Origin of the sequence: Rhizobium sp. BK275 (assembly GCF_014193555.1) — a bacterium.
Taxonomy (GTDB): domain Bacteria; phylum Pseudomonadota; class Alphaproteobacteria; order Rhizobiales; family Rhizobiaceae; genus Rhizobium.
Map to the genome: position 1 here is coordinate 192,199 of NZ_JACHZL010000004.1, position 17,429 is coordinate 209,627.

Below are 17,429 nucleotides of genomic sequence, written 5' to 3' on the forward strand. Positions count from 1 at the left end.
GTATCGCGATGAAAAAGCTGCTGCTTCTTGCTCTTCTTACCCTACCCTGCTTTGCCACGTCTGCCTCAGCCCAGACGGTAGCCTTCGTGACCGAGGAATACGCCCCCTTCAACTACCGCGACGGAAAGGTCATCAAGGGCGCAACCGTCGAGCAGGTCGAGAAGGTCATGGCCGATATCGGTATCGATTATACGCTCGACGTGATGCCCTGGGCTCGCGCCTTCAGCCTGGCTCGTTCGACGCCGATGACCTGTGTTTTCGCGACCGCCCACAATGCCTCGCGCGACGGCCTGTTCAAATGGGTCGAGCCGCTTCTCGTCGACCGCAACATCCTGATCACACGCAAGGGATCAGGCGTCTCGGCTGCCAATCTCGAAGAGGCGAAGAAATATGTGATCGGCACACAGCGCGGCGACTACACGGAAGTGACGCTGAGGGAGAAGGGCTTCACCAAACTCGATGTCGCCAGCGATTTCAACGCGACACTGCGCAAGCTGCTCGGCGGCCGCATCGACATGATGCCGATCTCCGAACTCTATTTCGACAAGCTGAAAACCGATCAGCCGCTGAAAATGGTAACGGTGCTCTCCTCCCAACCGATGGGAATTGCCTGCGAAAGGAACTTCCCGGACGATCTTCTGGCCCGTATGCAGGCCTCGCTGGACAAGCTGATCGCCAGCGGCGAACAGGAGCAGATCTTCCTGAGATACGGTCTGCATCTGCTGAAATGACCGGCCGCCTGCCGTTCACGCCCGTCTTTGCCGATTGACTTTGCCACTTGACTTTGCCGCCATTTCGCGGTGGTGAACGCCAACAGCTCTTGCAAGGAAGGCAGGCCATGCTGATCATCGCGGGTCTCGGCAATCCCGGCGCGAAATATGCCGGTAACCGGCACAATATTGGATTCATGGCGGTGGATGCCATCTACCGCCGCCACAGCTTTTCGCCCTGGTCGAAGAAGTTCAAGGCCGAGATATCAGAAGGCGAGCTGGCCGGCGAGAAGGTGCTGCTTATCAAGCCGCAGACCTTCATGAACCTGTCGGGCGAGGCGGTCGGTGAAGCCATGCGCTTCTACAAGCTGCAGCCTTCCGATCTCGTGGCGATCTATGACGAGCTCGACCTGCCGGCCGGCAAGGCGCGGCTGAAGACCGGCGGCGGCCATGGCGGCCATAACGGCATCAAGTCGCTCGATGCCCATTGCGGCAAGGAATACCGCCGTCTGCGCATCGGCATCGGCCATCCCGGCGTCAAGGAACTCGTGCATAACCACGTGCTCGGCGATTTCGCCAAAGCTGACAATGCCTGGCTAGAGCCGCTGCTCGATACGCTTGCCGACAATGCCGAGATGCTGGTTCGCAACGAAGATTCCCAGCTGATGAACAAGATCGCATTGGCGCTTGGCGGCAAGGCGGAAGAGGAAAAGCCGAAGCCGGAGAAGAAGCCAGCGGGAAAGTCCCATATCCATCAGGCGCGCAATCAGAGCCAGCAGAAGCTTCCGACGACCGGCCCCATGGCCGAGATGCTGAAAAAGATGTTCGGCAACAAGAGCGACTGAACGCGATGGCAGGCGGGGATTTCAGCATCCGGCCTGCGGCCGTCGGCGATCTGCAGGGCCTGACCACGCTCTACCAGCACCTCAGCCCGACCGATCCGGTCCTCGCTCCGGATGTGGCAATGGAACGCTTTTCCGCCATTCTGGCGCAGCCCGGCGTAACGGTCTTGATCGGCTTTGCCGGCGAGATCGCTGCCGCGACGGTCACGCTGATCGTCATACCCAACCTGACGCGCAACGGCGCCTCCTATGCGCTCATCGAAAACGTCGTCACCCACGCCGATCATCGCAAACAGGGCTATGCCGGCAAAGTCATCCGGCATGCGATTGCTCAAGCCTGGAAAGCCGGCTGCTACAAGGTCATGCTGCTGACCGGATCGAAAGATCCGGCGACACTGCGTTTCTATGAAAATTGCGGTTTCGTGCAGGATAAGACCGGCTACCAGATCCGCCGGCAATCTTGAGACGCACGCCCTTTCCTCGGGGGCCTATTCCTCGGGCTCGGTAGTAAACATCAGCGGGAAGCCCATCTCCTTGGCAAGGTCGATGGCCTCCTTGGCTTTGGTCTCAGCAATATCCTTTGTGCAGACCACGACTACGCAAGAGCCGAGCTTGTGCGCCGTCATCATCACACGGTAGCCGGTATCCTCGCTCATGCGGAAGACGGCTCTCAGCACCATGATGACGAATTCACGCGGTGTATAATCGTCGTTGACGAGAATGACCTTGTAAAGCTTCGGCTTGTCCAGCTTGAGCTTCGTTCGGGTCTTGGGTTTTAAGGCAATGTCGTTGTCAACCATCGGAAATCCGCCCGTTGATGACATGGGAAGGGGTTTCGATCTAACTAGACTTTTTCGATTGCAGAATTTCGACACCAAGTGTCCGGGAAATCCCGCCATGGTAAGAATAAGGCCACGACGCCCTGTCGGCAAGGGAGCTGCGAGAAAAGCGCTCCAAGACTTGACCGCTCTCCTCCTTTATCCCATAGCCACGGCCAAGGAATTCTTGAGAACAGCAGGTTTCAGCCATGGGCTTCAAATGCGGTATCGTCGGTCTGCCGAATGTCGGCAAATCGACCCTCTTCAATGCGCTCACCAAGACGGCCGCCGCGCAGGCCGCAAACTATCCGTTCTGCACGATCGAACCGAACACTGGTGAAGTAGCCGTTCCCGATGAACGCATGCGGAAGCTCGCGGACGTCGCGAAGTCGAAGGAAATCATCCCGACCCGCATCAACTTCGTCGATATTGCCGGCCTCGTGCGCGGCGCGTCGAAGGGTGAAGGCCTCGGCAACCAGTTCCTCGCCAATATCCGCGAAGTCGATGCCATCGTGCATGTGCTGCGCTGTTTCGAAGACGGCGACATCACCCATGTGGAAGGCCGCATCGATCCGGTTGCCGACGCCGAAACGATCGAGACCGAGCTGATGCTCGCCGACCTCGACAGCCTCGAGCGCCGCACGGAACAGACCCGCAAGCGCGCCACCGGCAAGGACAAGGATTCCATGGCCATGCTGCCGATCATGGAAGCCTCGCTGGCGCTGCTGCAGGATGGCAAGCCCGTCCGCACGCTGCTGTCCAAGCTCGATGCCGAAGAGACCCGCATCCTGAAGAGCCTCAACCTTTTGACGTCGCATCCGGTTCTCTATGTCTGCAACGTCGCGGAAGGCGATGCGGCGACCGGAAACAAATATACCGAGGCGGTTGCCGCCATGGCGAAGGCGCAGGGCGCCGAAACCGTCATCATCTCGGCGGCGATCGAGTCCGAAGTCGCCCAGCTTCCGGACGAAGAAGCCAAGGAATTCCTCTCAGCCCTCGGTCTGGACGAGGCAGGCCTCGATCGTCTGATCCGCGCCGGCTACAAGCTGCTCCACCTGATCACCTATTTCACCGTCGGCCCGAAGGAAACCCGCGCCTGGACAATTGAGCGCGGCACCAAGGCGCCGCAGGCCGCCGGCGTGATCCACTCGGATTTCGAGCGCGGCTTCATCCGCGCCAACACCATCGCCTATGACGATTACATCCAGTTCGGCGGCGAAGTCGGTGCCAAGGAAGCAGGCAAAGCGCGCGACGAAGGCAAGGAATACGTCGTCCAGGACGGCGACGTCATTCACTTCCGCTTCAACACCTGATCGACCAAAGCATATCGCGCAAAGCTCTGTAGCGTTTTGCAATAACGACATGCGTAAAACCAAGACCCTGAAGCGTGGGAAGCGAATCCTGGGGATCGCGACACGCTTGGCTGCCGCTCAGCCGGGCGGCAGCCTCTCGACCATGCCTGAAGGCAAGACGCGCAGCACGATGCGCCGAAGCGGCATCCAGCCCGTACCGATGACGAGCACGATCACGCCGACGACAACGAGCGTTCCGAAGATATAAGTATCGACCGTTGCGCTCCCCTGCCTGAATATCCCATAAATCGCCAGGCCCAGCGTCAACAGGCCCGACGTGACGAAAGCACGCCGGTCGATGATCAGCCCGATCAGCATCAGCAGCGCGACGATTATGACGACGACCGGTGTCTTGAACGAATTCGCGTCCATGATATCCAGCCAGCCCCCGTCGAGCGGAAGCAATGTCCGGATGCTGTAAAGCAAGGCCGGCGCCGCAACGAGATGAAGCCAGAAGGCGACATCCGATCGTGTCGTCTGGCGGAACCTGTCGCTGAGATCGAAGCCGAGGGCTGCGACGAACAGGCCAACGGCGCAGGCAAACAGGATAACAGAGACGAGCGTGGGATGATTGAGGATGAAGGCATCGTCGCCGCTCCCCCATTGCAGCAGGCGCAAGACGAGCGCGAGCACAAGGGCGAGACCGGAGAAGATTGAGAGTGCCAGAGCAAGCGGCACACGGTAGCGCAGATAGAAAAGCCCCATGACAACGGGGAATGCGACGATGAAACCGTCAATGCCATCGCCCGTGAGCCAAAGATCGGCATTGGACGGATAGACTGACAGCATCATCCGGAAAGTCCAGGTAAAGACAGCCAGCGTCAGCACGACGGCCGGCAGCGCAAGGCGCTGGCGCTTCACGAGGATCTCCGCCAGTACTAGGATTGCCGGCAGCACCGCATAAAGCGACGTGAGCCCCCAGAGGCCTGCAAGGGCAATCAGGATGCCGATAGTGATCAGCACGTCGTGGAAGCCGCGCACGAAACGCGGCGTCTCGGTATCCGACCAGGCCGCCTCGGAAGCTGCTGTCGCACGCTGTTCGACGACGACGCCACGCGCAGCAAGAAACGGCGCCAGCCGCACGCCGGCTTCGGCGGTGATCAACCCTTCGCGCGCCGCTTCATCGAGTATCGCCCTTAGTTCAGCCATGCCGTTTACCCCTACGGAATCATTGAGCCCGTGCGAATGCTATTGTAAGCAATGAGGCCTGCCTATGATGGGAGACTCTGATGCCCGCAGAAAAGCTCGCCTATGAGGATTTCCAGCCGGGTCGGCGCTTTCCGCTCGGCCCGAAAGCCGTAACGGCACCCGAAATCATTGAATTTGCCATCGAGTTCGACCCGCAGCCCATGCATCTGGATGAAGCTGCCGGCCGCGCCAGCATCCTCGGTGGGCTTGCCGCCTCCGGTTGGCATATCTCGGCCATGTTCATGCGCATGATGGCAGACAGCTACGTGCTGAATTCCCTATGCGAAGGCGCGCCCGGCGTCGACTTCATGGAGTGGCGTAAGCCGGTTCTGGCAGGCGACATGCTCTCCGGCCATTCGACGGTCCTGGAGGCGCGCGCCATGCGCTCGCGTCCCGGCCTCGGCATCGTCAAATTCCGCCACGAGGTGGAAAACCAGCGCGGCGAAGTGGTCTGCCTGTCGGAGAATTCCGTCATCTTCGGCATGCGCAACAGGCCGGAGACTGGCGCATGAGAATGTCCGAGCTCTACGCCGTCGGCGAAAAAACCGAAATCGGCGCTTACGTCTTTACCGAGGAAAACATCCTCCGCTTTGCCAGGAAATACGACCCGCAGCGCTTCCATATCGACAAGGAAGCCGCTCGTGACACCATGTTCGGGGCGCTCTGCGCTTCCGGCTGGCATACGGTGGCCGCCTGGATGCGCTGCTTTCTGGATTACTGGATGACAGAAATGCGCCGGCTGTCGGAGCAGGGGTTGGAGCCGCCGAAACTCGGCCCCTCGCCCGGCTTCCAGAAGCTTCAATGGCTGAAGCCGGTCTTCGTCGACGAGACGATCACCTATTCGGTGGCCTTTGTCTCCAGCCGGCCGCTTACGTCACGGCCGGGCTGGAATCTCAACGCCATCCTCTGCGAAGGCGTCAATCAGGATGGTGTTACAGTGATCCGCTTCGAGAGCAGCGTCCTGGAATTCGAATAGGCTCGGGGGTTAGTGCCCGGCGAACTCGACGAGGGTGTGCACATCAACGCCGAGATCCTCGAGCTTCTTGCGGCCGCCGAGATCCGGCAGGTCGATGACGAAGCAGGCGCCGACGACTTCCGCGCCGATCTGGCGAAGTAGCTGCGTTGCCCCGACAGCCGTGCCGCCCGTGGCGATCAGATCGTCGACGAGGATCACCTTCTCGCCCGGCTGGACGGCGTCGCGGTGCATCTCCATCTCGTCCACGCCATATTCCAGGCTATAGGCGATGCGCACGGTCTCATGCGGCAGCTTGCCCTTCTTGCGAATCGGAACGAAGCCCGAGGACAGCTGGTGCGCGACCGCGCCGCCGATGATGAAGCCGCGCGCTTCCATGCCGGCAATCTTGTCGACCTTCAGACCAGCGTAGGGCTGCACGAGCTCATCGACCGCCCGGCGAAAGGCACGCGGATTGCCGAGCAACGTTGTGATGTCGCGAAAGATGATACCGGGCTTGGGGTAGTCCGGAATGGAGCGGATGCTTGTCGCAAGCTCCGAAAGCGTATGGTTCATGGAAAATCCGTATCTGCGAGGGCATGAAACGCAGGCACACTATCAATTGCGCCGGACCAAACCAAATAAAAAAGGCGGCTGAGAAGCCGCCTTTCCCTTGGGACTGAGGATCGCTTAGTGGTCGGTCCGGGAGTAGATCGACCGCTTGGTCAGGTAGATCAGCACGGTGAAGATCAGCAGGAAGATCATGACCATGAAGCCGGTGCGCTTGCGCTCTTCGAGGTGCGGCTCGGAAGCCCACATCAGGAAAGAGGACACATCCTTGGCATACTGATCGACCGTCTGCGGCGAACCGTCGTCATAGGTGACCTGATCGTCGGAGAGCGGCTTCGGCATGGCGAAGGCAGCGGCAGCGTGGAAATATGGGTTGTAGTGCGCACCAGCCGGAACCTGGAAACCAGCCGGCGGCTCTTCGTAACCGGTCAGCAGCGAATAGATATAATCAGGGCCGCTTTCTTGATACTGGGTGAAGATGTCGAAGACGAACTGCGGGAAGCCGCGTTCGACTTCGCGTGCCTTGGCGAGCAGCGACATGTCAGGCGGAGCAGCACCATTGTTGGCAGCAGCTCCGGCTTCCGCGTTTGGATAGGGCGACGGGAAGTGGTCGGACGGAACTGCCTTGCGGGTGAACATTTCGCCGCTGGCATCCGGACCGTCCTGAACTTCATAATTGGCAGCGAAGGTCTTCACCTGCGCATCCGAATACCCGAGCTCGCTCAGCGTGCGGAATGGCACGAGGTTCATCGAGTGGCAGGCGGCACAGACTTCCGTGTAGACCTTCAGGCCGCGCTGGAGCTGGCCCTTGTCGTAATGGCCGAACGGGCCGGCAAAGGTCCAGTCGATTTCCTTCGGTTCCTTCAGCGGATAGTGCGGGGTAGCACCTTCCTCATGATGGGCGGCCGGGGCCGCTTCCTGGGCAAGGGCTCCGCCGCCAATACCAGCCACGACAGCGAGCGAGAGAATGCTTGCAACAAGCTTTTTCATGTTTCTGTTCCCTTCCGTCGCGCGCTTACGCATTGGCCGCTGCACCGGCAGCAGCTGTCTTATTGCGCTTCTCGAGCACCGCTTCGGTGATCGAGTTCGGGATACGGCGCGGTGTTTCCACCAGACCGAGAACCGGCATCGCGACCAGGAAGAAAGCGAAGTAGAGGAGTGTGCAGATCTGCGAGATCGTCGTGTACAGGCCTTCTGCCGGCTGCGAACCAAGCCAGCCGAGGATGATCGCGTTGATCACGAACAGCCAGTAGAACAGCTTGTACCAGGGACGATAGACCGCAGAGCGGACCTTCGAAGTATCGAGCCAAGGCAGGAAGAACAGCACGATGATCGCGCCGAACATGACGAGGACGCCGCCGAGCTTGGAGTCGATCGGGCCGACGTTGAACGTGATCGAACGCAGCATGGCGTAGAACGGCAGGAAGTACCATTCCGGAACGATGTGAGCCGGGGTCTTTAGCGGGTCGGCCGGAATGTAGTTATCGGCATGGCCGAGATAGTTCGGCAGGTAAAAGACGAAGTAGGCATAGACGATCAGGAAGATCGAGACGCCGAGCGCATCCTTGAGCGTTGCGTAAGGCGTGAAACGAACCGTGTCCGTCTTGGTCTTGACCTCGACGCCCGTCGGGTTCGTCTGGCCGGTGACGTGCAAGGCCCAGATGTGCAGCACGACGACGCCGGCGATCATGAAGGGCAGCAGGTAGTGCAGCGAGAAGAAGCGGTTCAGCGTCGGCTGGTCGACGGCGAAGCCGCCGAGCAGGAACTGTTGAACCCATTCGCCGACCAGCGGGAAGGCCGAGAAGAAGCCGGTGATGACGGTCGCGCCCCAGAAGGACATCTGGCCCCAGGGCAGGACGTAGCCCATGAAGCCGGTTGCCATCATCAGCAGGTAAATGACGACGCCGAGGATCCAGAGGATTTCGCGCGGCGCCTTGTAGGAACCGTAGTAGAGGCCGCGGGCAATATGAAGGTAGACGGCGACGAAGAAGAAGGATGCGCCGTTGGCATGCAGATAGCGCAGCAGCCAGCCATGGTTGACGTCACGCATGATCTTTTCAACGGAGTTGAAAGCGATCGTCGTGTCGGCGACATAGTGCATGGCAAGCGTCACACCCGTCAGGATCTGTACGATCAGCATAACGGCGAGCATCGCACCGAATGTGTAGGCGTAGTTCAGGTTCCGCGGAACCGGATAGGCAATGAAGCTGTCATAAACCATGCGCGGCAGCGGAAGGCGCGCATCGACCCATTTTTCCAGGCCGGTTGATGGCTCGTAGCTGGAATGGCCACTCATTAATCAGTCTCCCCTCAACCGATCTTGATCTTTGTGTCGGACAAAAACGAAAAGGTCGGAATCGCCAGGTTCTCCGGCGCCGGACCTTTGCGGATGCGGCCGGCCGTGTCGTAGACCGAACCATGGCAGGGACAGAACCAACCATTGTATTCGCCAGCCTGACCGAGCGGAACGCAGCCGAGATGGGTGCAGGTGCCGACCATGACGATCCAGTTTTCCTTATCCTTGCCGCCCGAGCGGTCAGCGCCCGTTGCCGGAGCATCGGCAGGAAGGTTTGCATTGCGGGCGATCGGATCCTTGAGATCCGACAACTGGACGTCGGCAGCCGCCTTGACTTCTTCCGGCGTACGGTTGCGGATGAAGATCGGCTTGCCGCGCCACTTGACGGTCAGCGACATGCCGGGCTCGAGGCTTGCGACATCGACTTCGATGGAAGCCAGCGCCAGCGTCGACGCATCCGGGCGCATCTGGTCGATGAACGGCCAGGCAACCGCAACGGCCCCGACCGCACCAGCCATGCCGGTGGTGAGATAAAGGAAATCACGGCGAGTGGGCTCTGAGGCCTCGCTTGTCGTTACGTGTTCGCTCACGGCTTAACCATCCTCTGCGCAATTGTCGCGGAATTCCGCCCTGCCCCTCCGGCGGCGGCGAATCTACAAGTACATATTTCGGACATAGATTCCCCACCAATCCGGCGCGTTCTATGCTTGATCGCAAATTATGTCCAGCCTTGGCAAGGGGATGAGGGCACAATGTCGCGGGAAATTTCAGTGAATTTTTTAAGGCAATCACTGGCTTGCAACTTTGCTGCATTGCAACAAACCAGGGGGCATGTTAGGCGCTGGTGAGTTTGCCATGAGAATTTGGATTTGCGCCGATGAGGCATACTGTTTTCTGCGTATTGAGCGTCCTCATCCCCATCGTTCTGGCCCTCGTTTCGCTTCGCTACTTCACCGATTTCTGGCTGCTTTCGCTCGTTTACAGCTTCCAGATTCATCTCAGCATCATCTGCGCAATTGGCGCAGTCGTTGCCCTCTTTTTCAAACGGCACTGGTACGGCTTCGTGATGCTGGCAGTGGCAACCTTCCTGAATATCCACGGTGTCATCATGCTGCGCGAATTCGCCGGCAAAATGCCTGCGGAAGATGCGCCCCGCCTTTTCCGGCTGATGTCCTTCAATATCGAGTTCGACAATTTCGGGAACGCCGAGAAAATCGCCGACGCCGTGCTGGCATCCGGCGCCGATGTGGTCGACATCATGGAAGCACAGCCGGTCTTCTCGCAATTGCCGCGGCTGGCGCAGATCTATCCATATCGCATCGGCTGTGACATGAGCGACGCCTGCGATACGCTCGTGTTGTCGAAACGTCCCTTTGCCGCGCACAAGGTCTACGATCTCGGCGCTCTCTGGAAGCAGAGGCTGGTCTCGACCAAGATCGATTTTGACGGAACCTGGGTAGATTTTCTGTTTCCGCACCTCACCAAGCCCTATTTCGACGATTTTCAGGCCGATGAACTGGTGGAGCTGAAGGCTATCATGCAGTCCCGCACCGGTGCGCTGGTGGTTGCCGGGGATTTCAATTCCGCAATCCTCGCCCCGACCATCCAGGAATTCCTGCGCGGAACGGGCCTTACCACCGCCTTCCCGGAACCGACCACATGGCCGGTCGCTGCCGGGCCATTCGGCATCAGCATCGACCATATCTTCGCAAGATCGCCGCTGCTCATCCGCTCGACGAGCCGGCTGGGCGACAGCTTCGGCTCGAACCACTACGGCCTAGTCAGCGATTTCGTTCGCGAATACTGAACGCGCATCATCGTCGCCGGAGGCGAGAAAACCGCCGGACTGGCGTGCCCAGAGCTCAGCATAGAGCCCGCCCTGCTTCAGAAGCATGTCATGCGTGCCTTCCTCGATGATTTTGCCGCGGTCAACGACGACAAGCCTGTCGAGTGCGGCAATCGTGGAAAGCCGGTGAGCGATCGCAAGCACCGTCTTGCCTTCCATCACGCGGTTGAGGTTCGACTGGATGGCCTCTTCCACTTCTGAATCGAGCGCCGACGTCGCCTCGTCGAGAACGAGGATCGGCGCATCCTTCAGCATCACGCGGGCAATGGCGATGCGCTGGCGCTGCCCCCCCGAAAGCTTGACGCCGCGTTCGCCGACATGCGCGTCGAAACCCTTGCGCCCCTGCTGGTCCCGCAGCACTTCGATAAAGTCGAGCGCCTCGGCACGCCTGGCAGCTTCGACAAGCCGTTCCTCACCAGCATCGGGTCGGCCGAATAGAATGTTGTCGCGCACGGATCGATGCAGCAATGAAGTATCCTGGCTGACCATACCGATCTGCATGCGCAGCGATTCCTGGGTGACGGCAGCGATATTCTGGCCGTCGATGAGAATACGCCCGCCTTCAAGATCGTAGAGACGCAGGAGGAGGTTCACGAGCGTCGATTTGCCGGCGCCGGAGCGGCCGATGATGCCGACCTTCTCGCCCGGCCGGATTGTCAGCGAGAAATTGTCGATGACCGCGTTTTCCTTGCCATAGTGGAAGGAAACATTCTCGAAACGGATGCCCGGCTGCCGGATGACGAGTTCCTTTGCATCGGGGCGGTTGACGAGATGCAGCGGCTGCGAAATCAGCTCGGCGGCGTTCTGAATGGTTCCGAGGTTACGCATGATGCCGTTGAACTGCGTCATCAACCGCCCGAGCAGGAAGTTCAGCCTCAGGACCAGCGTCAGCGAAAAGGCGACCCCGCCCGAGCTGATCAGCCCGCGAAGCCATAGATCGATGCTGATGCCCGCCATGGTCACGATCATCAGGCCTGACAGCAGCGCCATCGACGCACGCACACCGGTGATGAAGCGCGTGAACTTCAGCACCGTGTCCTGATAGGCGTTGAAGCCATCGAGCATGTAGCGGTCGCTCTCTTCGTCACGTGCGAAGAGCTTCAACGTCTGGATATTGCTGTAGGCATCAACGATGCGGCCATTGAGCAACGAGGCTGCTTCAGCGGTCTCGCGCGAGTGATAGCGGATGCGCGGAACGAAATAGCGGGCAAGCACGCTGAACGCAGCCAGCCAGAAAAGGACCACTGCCGCCAGCGAGAAATCGAGCTGCCCGACCAGAACCAGCGTGGTGACGGCATAGATGCCGACGAACCACACGCTTTCCATCAGCGATGTTACGAGATCGCCCGTCGCCTGCCCTGCCGACCAGACCTTGGTGACGATGCGACCAGAAAAATCGCTCTGGAAGAAGGCGAGCGACTGGCGTGACACATGCAGATAGGACTGCCAGCGCGCTAGGTTGTAGAAACCCGGCGTAATCACCTGCTGGTCGATCAGAGCGATCAGGAAGGCGACGACGAAGCGAACGATGCCGATCAGTGCCAGCATGCCGAAAAGCTCACTGCCATGGGAGCTGAGAAGTGAACTCCAGCCGGTTCCGGGCTTGATCGTGCTGAGGATATCGACAAGCCGCCCGACGAACCAGAAAAGTGCGGCTTCGATTGCCGCCGACATGCCGCCGAGCACCAGCATGGCGATGAACGGCCACTTGGCTTGGCCGATATAGAACCAGATGAATCCCAGCGTGTTGCGCGGCGGCTGAATATTGTCGCGGGCGCGGAAGGGATCTATCCAGGTTTCAAACAGGCGAAGGATCGGAGTGAGCAGCATCACCGCGATATAGGCCCGTTCAGAATTGCGGCAAAGAGAATAGGGCGGACACAACCTTATATTTTCGTAATGATCGGTAATATCCGCGTCACCTACGCTGATACGGGTGGAAGCAGCCACAATCTCATGCCATGATCGCGTCTTACCGGAGACCGCAGATATGGAAACGAAAACGCTCAATGCGCATCTTCCGCTCCCCCTTGCGGAAAAGCTCGACGCCCTGGCGGATGCGCTGGATGTGCCGCGCGACAGCATCGTAACGGAAGCCATAGCAAACTGGATCGAGCGCGAGGAACGTCAGCGGATTTTCACGCTGCAGTCGCTCGCCTCGAACTCGATCATTGTCGTGGAGCATCATCGTGTCATCGACTGGGCCGACAGCCTCTGCGCCGATCGGGTCCGCACACTCTAAGCGGGCGCCGCCTATTTTCAGCTCCAAAAAAGAAAAGCCCTCCCCACTGACGCGGGAAGGGCTGTTTTGTTATTGGGCTGCGACTTCAGCCTCTTCCTCGTGATCGGCAAGGAAGCCACCGGACTGGCGGTTCCACAGGTCGGCATAGATGCCGCCATGGCTCACCAGTTCGGCATGCGTGCCGCTTTCGATGATCCGGCCCTTGTCAAGCACGATCAGCCGATCCATCTCGGTCAGCGTCGACAGGCGGTGGGCGATCGCGATCACCGTCTTGCCTTCCATCAGCGCAAAGAGGTTCTCCTGGATCGCTGCTTCCACTTCGGAATCGAGCGCCGAGGTCGCCTCGTCGAGCACCAGGATCGGCGCGTCCTTCAGGAACACGCGGGCGATCGCGATACGCTGGCGCTGGCCGCCGGACAGTTTTACGCCGCGCTCACCGACCTGCGCGTCGAGCCCCTTGCGGCCCTGCATGTCGACAAGCCCTTCGACAAACTCCCACGCATTCGCCCGCCTTGCCGCCTCGATCACGTCCTCATCAGTCGCATCCGGGCGCCCATAGGCGATGTTGTCGCGGATCGAGCGGTGCAGCAGCGACGTATCCTGCGTCACCACGCCGATCAGCGAGCGCAGGCTGTCCTGCGACACCTCGGAGATATCCTGGCCGTCGATGGTGATGCGTCCCGACTCCAGATCGTAGAAGCGCAACAGCAGGTTCATCAGCGTCGTCTTGCCTGCACCGGAGCGTCCGACGAGACCGACCTTCTCGCCGGCCTTGATATCGAGCGACAGGTTGTCGACGACGCCCTTGCCCTTGCCGTAATGGAAACCGATGCGTTCATAATGGATCGCACCCTTCTTCGCCGTCAGCTGCGGCGCACCCGGCTTGTCGACGATATCGTGCTGCTTCGCCATCATCTCCATGCCGTCATAGACGGTGCCGATGTTTTCGAAGAGCGCCGAGACTTCCCACATGATCCACTGAGACATGCCGTTGACGCGCATCGCAAGGCCGATGGCGATGGAGATCGCGCCAACCGAGATCGTGCCGTTCAGCCACAGATAGATGGACAGGCTGGAGATAACGAACAGGGATATGCAGTTGTTCAGGTAGACGCTCATATGGAAGAGCGTCACCTTGCGCATCTGCCTGTGCACCGTATCCAGGAACCCATCCATGCTTTCCCTTGCATAGACCTCTTCCCTGCCCGCATGGGAAAACAGCTTTACAGTGGCGATGTTCGTGTAGCTGTCCACCACGCGGCCTGTCATCAGCGAGCGCGCGTCAGCCTGCTGCGACGCGATCTTGCGAAGCCGCGGCACGAAATAGCTGACGATACCGATGTAGATGCTGAGCCAGGCGAGGACCGGCAGCATCAACCGCCAGTCGGCAGCGGCGATGATGACGATCATCGACAGGAAATAGGTCACGACATAGACGAAGACATCGAGAATCTTCATCACCGTTTCGCGCACGGCAAGCGACGTCTGCATGACCTTGGTTGCAACGCGTCCGGCAAACTCGTTGGCAAAGAATGTCATGCTGTGGCGCAGCAGGAAGCGGTGCATCTGCCAGCGCGCGATCATCGGATAATTGCCGAGCATCATCTGGTGCATGATCAGCGAATCGAGGCCGGCAACGAGCGGCAGGCCGATCAATACCAGGGCACCCATCCAGATGAGCTTGTGGCCTTCGTTCTGCAGGAAGGTCGCGCGGTCGGCATTCGTCAGCCAGTCGACGATATCGCCGAGAAACTGGAAAAGCGCCACTTCACCAACCGCGATCAGCGCCGTGAGAAAGGCCATGAGCGCGAGCCATCCCGCCGCCGGCTTGGTATAGTGCCAGCAGAAGGCAAAGAGACCTTTCGGGGGAGCAACCGGCTCCTCGCTCGGAAAGGGATTAAGTCGCTGTTCGAACCAGTCAAACATGAAAATCGCTCCGGAACTTCCGCGTTCCGGTCCCGGCTTCACACCCGCAAGGGCGCATGCAAGCACATATGGGAACCGGAGGCTCAAGGGGCGAGGCCGTAATAGCCCCGCAATGAATCAAATGGGCAATTGGGGAAGAAAAAGCGCTTTATACGCGCCAGGTCACCAACAGTGGCATCACAGGCGGGAGACGCATCAGCACAAATATAGTCATGTCGGCGCTCCCTGTTGGCGATTGAAGATATGCACCGATAACGCGAAATTGCCTAAATTTCCAGCCCCACCGCATCGGAAAGTGACCGCCGAATGGTCAAAAAGCGTCATGTTGCTTCAAAATCACAGTTCGGATAGGTCATTTTCGCATTATCACACGGACAACTTCCCATGGCGGACCTCAGACTGGCGCTCTATCAACCCGATATTCCCGGCAATACCGGAACAATCCTGCGCCTTGCCGCCTGCTTGGGCTTTGCGGTCGATATCATCGAGCCCGCCGGATTCGACATTTCCGATCGAAACCTGAAACGTGCCGGCATGGACTATCTGGCCACCGCTGCACTTACCCGACATGTCAATTGGGAACGCTTCGAGGAATGGCGCGCAGTCACCGGCCGCCGCCTGATCCTCGCCACCACGAAGGCATCGCAGCGCTACACAGATTTCGCCTTCCGTCCCGACGATATCCTGATCTTCGGCCGAGAAAGCGCCGGCGCCCCCGATCACGTGCATGAACGCACCAACGGGCGCATCCTGATCCCGATGGTGGATGGGCAGCGTTCGATCAACCTTGCCGTCTCCGCCGCGATGATCGTTGGCGAAGCGATGCGCCAGACCATCTGGTCCTGAATCGGCAAGCATGCCGATCCTCGGCGGCCTGCATGTCGCAAACAATACTTTGAATCGACGCAAAAGCGCCTATATTAATTAGCCAGGCAATCAATAAATCTGTACAAGCAGTGAGATTCCAATGATTTACTCGACTACGGAAATGTAGAATCGAGATAAACTCTTCAAGAAGAAGAAGAAAAAGCCAAGGCCATGGAATCCACGATCGTCATGATCAATCTGTTCGGCGCGATAGCGCTGCTGCTCTTCGGCCTGGCGCAGGTCAAGGACGGCGTCACGCGCGCTTTCGGAGCACGCTTGAGAACTGGGCTGGCGACCGGCACCGCAACCGGTCCGCGATCGATCCTGTCGGGTTTCCTGGCAACGATCGCTCTGCAAAGTTCGACTGCGACGGCGCTGATGACGGCTTCTTTCGTGGAGCGCGATCTCATCAAGCCGCGCATGGCCCAGATCGTGCTGCTTGGCGCCAATGTCGGCACGGCCGTGACCGCCTGGATCGTCGCGACCGGCATCGAATGGCTTTCGCCCCTTCTCATCCTTGCCGGCATCGTGCTCTATCGCGGAGGCTCCAGCGCCCGTCACGGCGGCGGCGCGGCACTGATCGGCATTGGCCTCATGCTCTTCTCGCTGCATCTGCTCGGCAGTGCGACGGAGCCGATGCGCAACTCGCCGGCGCTGGCGGCCTTCATCGGCTTGCTCGGCGACGCCTGGCCCGTTGCGCTCGTATTGTCTGCAGCATTGGCCTTCATATCCTCGTCGAGTCTTGCGGTCGTCGTCCTGATCCTGTCGCTTGCCGCAACGGGCATCGTATCGCCGGAACTCATCATCGTTCTCGTCCTCGGCGCCAACCTCGGCGGCGCGATCCCTCCTGTCGTCGCCACACTCTCCGGCCCTGCCTCAGCCAAACGCGTCACACTCGGCAATCTCATCGTGCGGACGATGGGCTGCCTGATTGCGCTGCCGCTTGCCGGTTACGCCGCGCCACTCCTGCAAATGCTGCCTTTCGGCCCCACCAAGCTGCCGGTCGATGCGCATCTGATCTTCAACATCCTGCTCGCTGGCCTCGCCTGGCCTTTTTCGCGGATGCTCTCCACCTTCACCGCCCGCCTCGTGCCCGATGTTGCGCAGCCGGATCAGGGACCCAAATTCCTCGACATGCAGGAATTGTCGACGCCCGTCGTAGCGCTTGCCAGCGCGACGCGCGAGGTGCTCAGCGTCGGCGATCTCATCGAACGCATGCTGCTGCGCGCCTCCGAAGCCTTCGAACATAATGACATGTCCAAGCTCGCCGAGATCCCGGCGCTCGAAAAACGCGTCGACCTGCTGCAGCAGGAAGTGAAAGTCTACCTTTCCCGACTCGGACGTGGCGGCCTGAGCGACGAGAACGCCCGCCGCTCGATCGTTATTATCGACTACGCGATCAATCTCGAGCACATGGGCGACATCATCGAGAAAGGCTTGCTGGAGCAGGTCGGCAAGAAGGTTTCGCTCGGCCTGAAATTCTCCGAAGACGGCTACAGGGAATTGCGCAAGCTGTTCGATCTGACGATCGACAATCTGCGCGTCGCTCAGACGATCTTCGTTACCCGCGATTTCAACCTCGCCCGACAGATGATGGAAGTGAAGGTCGAAGTGCGCCGAATGGAGAAACAATCGGCCGAGCGGCATCTGGAGCGCTTGCGCGATGGGCGTGCCGACAGCCTGCAGACGAGTTCGCTCCATCTCGATATGCTGCGCGACCTGAAGCGCATCAACGCTCACATCGTCTCTGTGGCACATCCGATCCTCGATGAAAGCGGCCTTCTGATCGAAAGCCGCCTGCGTGATGCGGCAGAATAGGT

The 17,429-nt window shown here is 59.6% G+C and carries 18 protein-coding genes; 10 read left to right on the top strand and 8 right to left on the bottom strand.

What is annotated here, in order from left to right:
* Nucleotides 1-8 precede the first annotated feature (8 nt).
* The 3 genes from FHT82_RS14395 to FHT82_RS14405 all read left to right on the top strand — a co-directional run bounded on the left by FHT82_RS14395 (nt 9) and on the right by FHT82_RS14405 (nt 2,016).
* The gene (locus FHT82_RS14395; protein ID WP_183731580.1) at nt 9-731 is read left to right on the top strand and encodes a transporter substrate-binding domain-containing protein; all 723 of its coding nucleotides are present in this window, start codon (nt 9-11) and stop codon (nt 729-731) included.
* A 107-nt stretch (nt 732-838) separates the two neighbouring features.
* Complete coding sequence (pth, locus tag FHT82_RS14400) at nt 839-1,555, top strand: aminoacyl-tRNA hydrolase (protein WP_183731583.1); 717 nt, start codon at nt 839-841, stop codon at nt 1,553-1,555.
* 5 nt (nt 1,556-1,560) lie between these two features.
* The gene (locus tag FHT82_RS14405) at nt 1,561-2,016 is read left to right on the top strand and encodes a GNAT family N-acetyltransferase (protein WP_183731586.1); all 456 of its coding nucleotides are present in this window, start codon (nt 1,561-1,563) and stop codon (nt 2,014-2,016) included.
* A gap of 24 nt (nt 2,017-2,040) precedes the next feature.
* Here FHT82_RS14405 and clpS read toward each other — a convergent pair whose 3' ends face one another.
* The gene (gene clpS, locus FHT82_RS14410) at nt 2,041-2,352 is read right to left on the bottom strand and encodes an ATP-dependent Clp protease adapter ClpS (RefSeq protein WP_183731588.1); all 312 of its coding nucleotides are present in this window, start codon (nt 2,350-2,352) and stop codon (nt 2,041-2,043) included.
* A 227-nt stretch (nt 2,353-2,579) separates the two neighbouring features.
* On the opposite strand from clpS, the gene ychF reads away from it, so the two are divergent.
* A complete protein-coding gene (gene ychF / locus FHT82_RS14415) occupies nt 2,580-3,683 on the top strand; it encodes a redox-regulated ATPase YchF (RefSeq protein WP_183731591.1) in 1,104 nt (367 codons plus the stop codon).
* Nucleotides 3,684-3,800: 117 nt separating this feature from the next.
* On the opposite strand, the gene FHT82_RS14420 is transcribed toward ychF, so the two are convergent.
* Nucleotides 3,801-4,871 carry a hypothetical protein gene (locus tag FHT82_RS14420; RefSeq protein WP_183731594.1) on the bottom strand — a complete coding sequence of 357 codons (1,071 nt, stop codon included), beginning with the start codon at nt 4,869-4,871 and terminating at the stop codon, nt 3,801-3,803.
* Nucleotides 4,872-4,951: 80 nt separating this feature from the next.
* Between FHT82_RS14420 and FHT82_RS14425 the strand changes: the two genes are divergently transcribed.
* Together FHT82_RS14425 and FHT82_RS14430 are read left to right on the top strand one after the other, a co-directional pair.
* Complete coding sequence (locus FHT82_RS14425; protein ID WP_183731597.1) at nt 4,952-5,422, top strand: MaoC family dehydratase; 471 nt, start codon at nt 4,952-4,954, stop codon at nt 5,420-5,422.
* Nucleotides 5,419-5,886: a MaoC family dehydratase gene (locus FHT82_RS14430; protein WP_183731599.1), complete on the top strand. Its 468-nt coding sequence runs from the start codon at nt 5,419-5,421 to the stop codon at nt 5,884-5,886. The genes FHT82_RS14425 and FHT82_RS14430 overlap by 4 nt, the downstream gene beginning before the upstream one ends.
* Before the next feature lie 9 nt (nt 5,887-5,895).
* Here the strand turns inward: FHT82_RS14430 and FHT82_RS14435 are convergent, their stop codons facing one another.
* The 4 genes from FHT82_RS14435 to petA all read right to left on the bottom strand — a co-directional run bounded on the left by FHT82_RS14435 (nt 5,896) and on the right by petA (nt 9,318).
* The gene (locus tag FHT82_RS14435) at nt 5,896-6,438 is read right to left on the bottom strand and encodes an adenine phosphoribosyltransferase (RefSeq protein ID WP_183731602.1); all 543 of its coding nucleotides are present in this window, start codon (nt 6,436-6,438) and stop codon (nt 5,896-5,898) included.
* 114 nt (nt 6,439-6,552) lie between these two features.
* Complete coding sequence (locus FHT82_RS14440) at nt 6,553-7,422, bottom strand: cytochrome c1 (protein ID WP_183731605.1); 870 nt, start codon at nt 7,420-7,422, stop codon at nt 6,553-6,555.
* Nucleotides 7,423-7,447: 25 nt separating this feature from the next.
* Nucleotides 7,448-8,728: a cytochrome b N-terminal domain-containing protein gene (locus tag FHT82_RS14445; RefSeq protein WP_183731607.1), complete on the bottom strand. Its 1,281-nt coding sequence runs from the start codon at nt 8,726-8,728 to the stop codon at nt 7,448-7,450.
* Between the two features lie 14 nt (nt 8,729-8,742).
* Nucleotides 8,743-9,318: a ubiquinol-cytochrome c reductase iron-sulfur subunit gene (gene petA / locus FHT82_RS14450; RefSeq protein ID WP_183731610.1), complete on the bottom strand. Its 576-nt coding sequence runs from the start codon at nt 9,316-9,318 to the stop codon at nt 8,743-8,745.
* Between the two features lie 287 nt (nt 9,319-9,605).
* Between petA and FHT82_RS14455 the strand changes: the two genes are divergently transcribed.
* Nucleotides 9,606-10,535: an endonuclease/exonuclease/phosphatase family protein gene (locus FHT82_RS14455; RefSeq protein ID WP_183731613.1), complete on the top strand. Its 930-nt coding sequence runs from the start codon at nt 9,606-9,608 to the stop codon at nt 10,533-10,535.
* Here FHT82_RS14455 and FHT82_RS14460 read toward each other — a convergent pair.
* Complete coding sequence (locus FHT82_RS14460; protein ID WP_183732753.1) at nt 10,506-12,404, bottom strand: ABC transporter ATP-binding protein; 1,899 nt, start codon at nt 12,402-12,404, stop codon at nt 10,506-10,508. The two genes, FHT82_RS14455 and FHT82_RS14460, sit on opposite strands and share 30 nt — an antisense overlap.
* 160 nt (nt 12,405-12,564) lie before the next feature.
* Between FHT82_RS14460 and FHT82_RS14465 the strand changes: the two genes are divergently transcribed.
* Nucleotides 12,565-12,816 (top strand): ribbon-helix-helix domain-containing protein, encoded by a 252-nt coding sequence (locus tag FHT82_RS14465; RefSeq protein WP_183731616.1) that lies wholly within the window; start codon nt 12,565-12,567, stop codon nt 12,814-12,816.
* A gap of 69 nt (nt 12,817-12,885) precedes the next feature.
* Here FHT82_RS14465 and FHT82_RS14470 read toward each other — a convergent pair whose 3' ends face one another.
* The gene (locus FHT82_RS14470) at nt 12,886-14,742 is read right to left on the bottom strand and encodes an ABC transporter ATP-binding protein (protein WP_183731619.1); all 1,857 of its coding nucleotides are present in this window, start codon (nt 14,740-14,742) and stop codon (nt 12,886-12,888) included.
* Nucleotides 14,743-15,126: 384 nt separating this feature from the next.
* Here FHT82_RS14470 and FHT82_RS14475 point away from each other — a divergent pair, with 384 nt between their 5' ends.
* Entirely contained in the window at nt 15,127-15,588 is a 462-nt protein-coding gene (locus FHT82_RS14475) for a tRNA (cytidine(34)-2'-O)-methyltransferase (protein ID WP_183731622.1), read from the top strand.
* Between the two features lie 192 nt (nt 15,589-15,780).
* The gene (locus FHT82_RS14480; RefSeq protein ID WP_183731624.1) at nt 15,781-17,427 is read left to right on the top strand and encodes a Na/Pi cotransporter family protein; all 1,647 of its coding nucleotides are present in this window, start codon (nt 15,781-15,783) and stop codon (nt 17,425-17,427) included.
* Nucleotides 17,428-17,429 lie beyond the last annotated feature (2 nt).

Coding starts and splice junctions, on each gene's coding strand:
- FHT82_RS14395 (WP_183731580.1), top strand. CDS start 9: ATGAAAAAGCTGCTGCTTCTTGCTCTTCTTACCCTACCCTGCTTTGCC.
- pth (WP_183731583.1), top strand. CDS start 839: ATGCTGATCATCGCGGGTCTCGGCAATCCCGGCGCGAAATATGCCGGT.
- FHT82_RS14405 (WP_183731586.1), top strand. CDS start 1,561: ATGGCAGGCGGGGATTTCAGCATCCGGCCTGCGGCCGTCGGCGATCTG.
- clpS (WP_183731588.1), bottom strand. CDS start 2,352: ATGGTTGACAACGACATTGCCTTAAAACCCAAGACCCGAACGAAGCTC.
- ychF (WP_183731591.1), top strand. CDS start 2,580: ATGGGCTTCAAATGCGGTATCGTCGGTCTGCCGAATGTCGGCAAATCG.
- FHT82_RS14420 (WP_183731594.1), bottom strand. CDS start 4,871: ATGGCTGAACTAAGGGCGATACTCGATGAAGCGGCGCGCGAAGGGTTG.
- FHT82_RS14425 (WP_183731597.1), top strand. CDS start 4,952: ATGCCCGCAGAAAAGCTCGCCTATGAGGATTTCCAGCCGGGTCGGCGC.
- FHT82_RS14430 (WP_183731599.1), top strand. CDS start 5,419: ATGAGAATGTCCGAGCTCTACGCCGTCGGCGAAAAAACCGAAATCGGC.
- FHT82_RS14435 (WP_183731602.1), bottom strand. CDS start 6,438: ATGAACCATACGCTTTCGGAGCTTGCGACAAGCATCCGCTCCATTCCG.
- FHT82_RS14440 (WP_183731605.1), bottom strand. CDS start 7,422: ATGAAAAAGCTTGTTGCAAGCATTCTCTCGCTCGCTGTCGTGGCTGGT.
- FHT82_RS14445 (WP_183731607.1), bottom strand. CDS start 8,728: ATGAGTGGCCATTCCAGCTACGAGCCATCAACCGGCCTGGAAAAATGG.
- FHT82_RS14455 (WP_183731613.1), top strand. CDS start 9,606: ATGAGGCATACTGTTTTCTGCGTATTGAGCGTCCTCATCCCCATCGTT.
- FHT82_RS14460 (WP_183732753.1), bottom strand. CDS start 12,404: ATGCTGCTCACTCCGATCCTTCGCCTGTTTGAAACCTGGATAGATCCC.
- FHT82_RS14465 (WP_183731616.1), top strand. CDS start 12,565: ATGGAAACGAAAACGCTCAATGCGCATCTTCCGCTCCCCCTTGCGGAA.
- FHT82_RS14470 (WP_183731619.1), bottom strand. CDS start 14,742: ATGTTTGACTGGTTCGAACAGCGACTTAATCCCTTTCCGAGCGAGGAG.
- FHT82_RS14475 (WP_183731622.1), top strand. CDS start 15,127: ATGGCGGACCTCAGACTGGCGCTCTATCAACCCGATATTCCCGGCAAT.
- FHT82_RS14480 (WP_183731624.1), top strand. CDS start 15,781: ATGGAATCCACGATCGTCATGATCAATCTGTTCGGCGCGATAGCGCTG.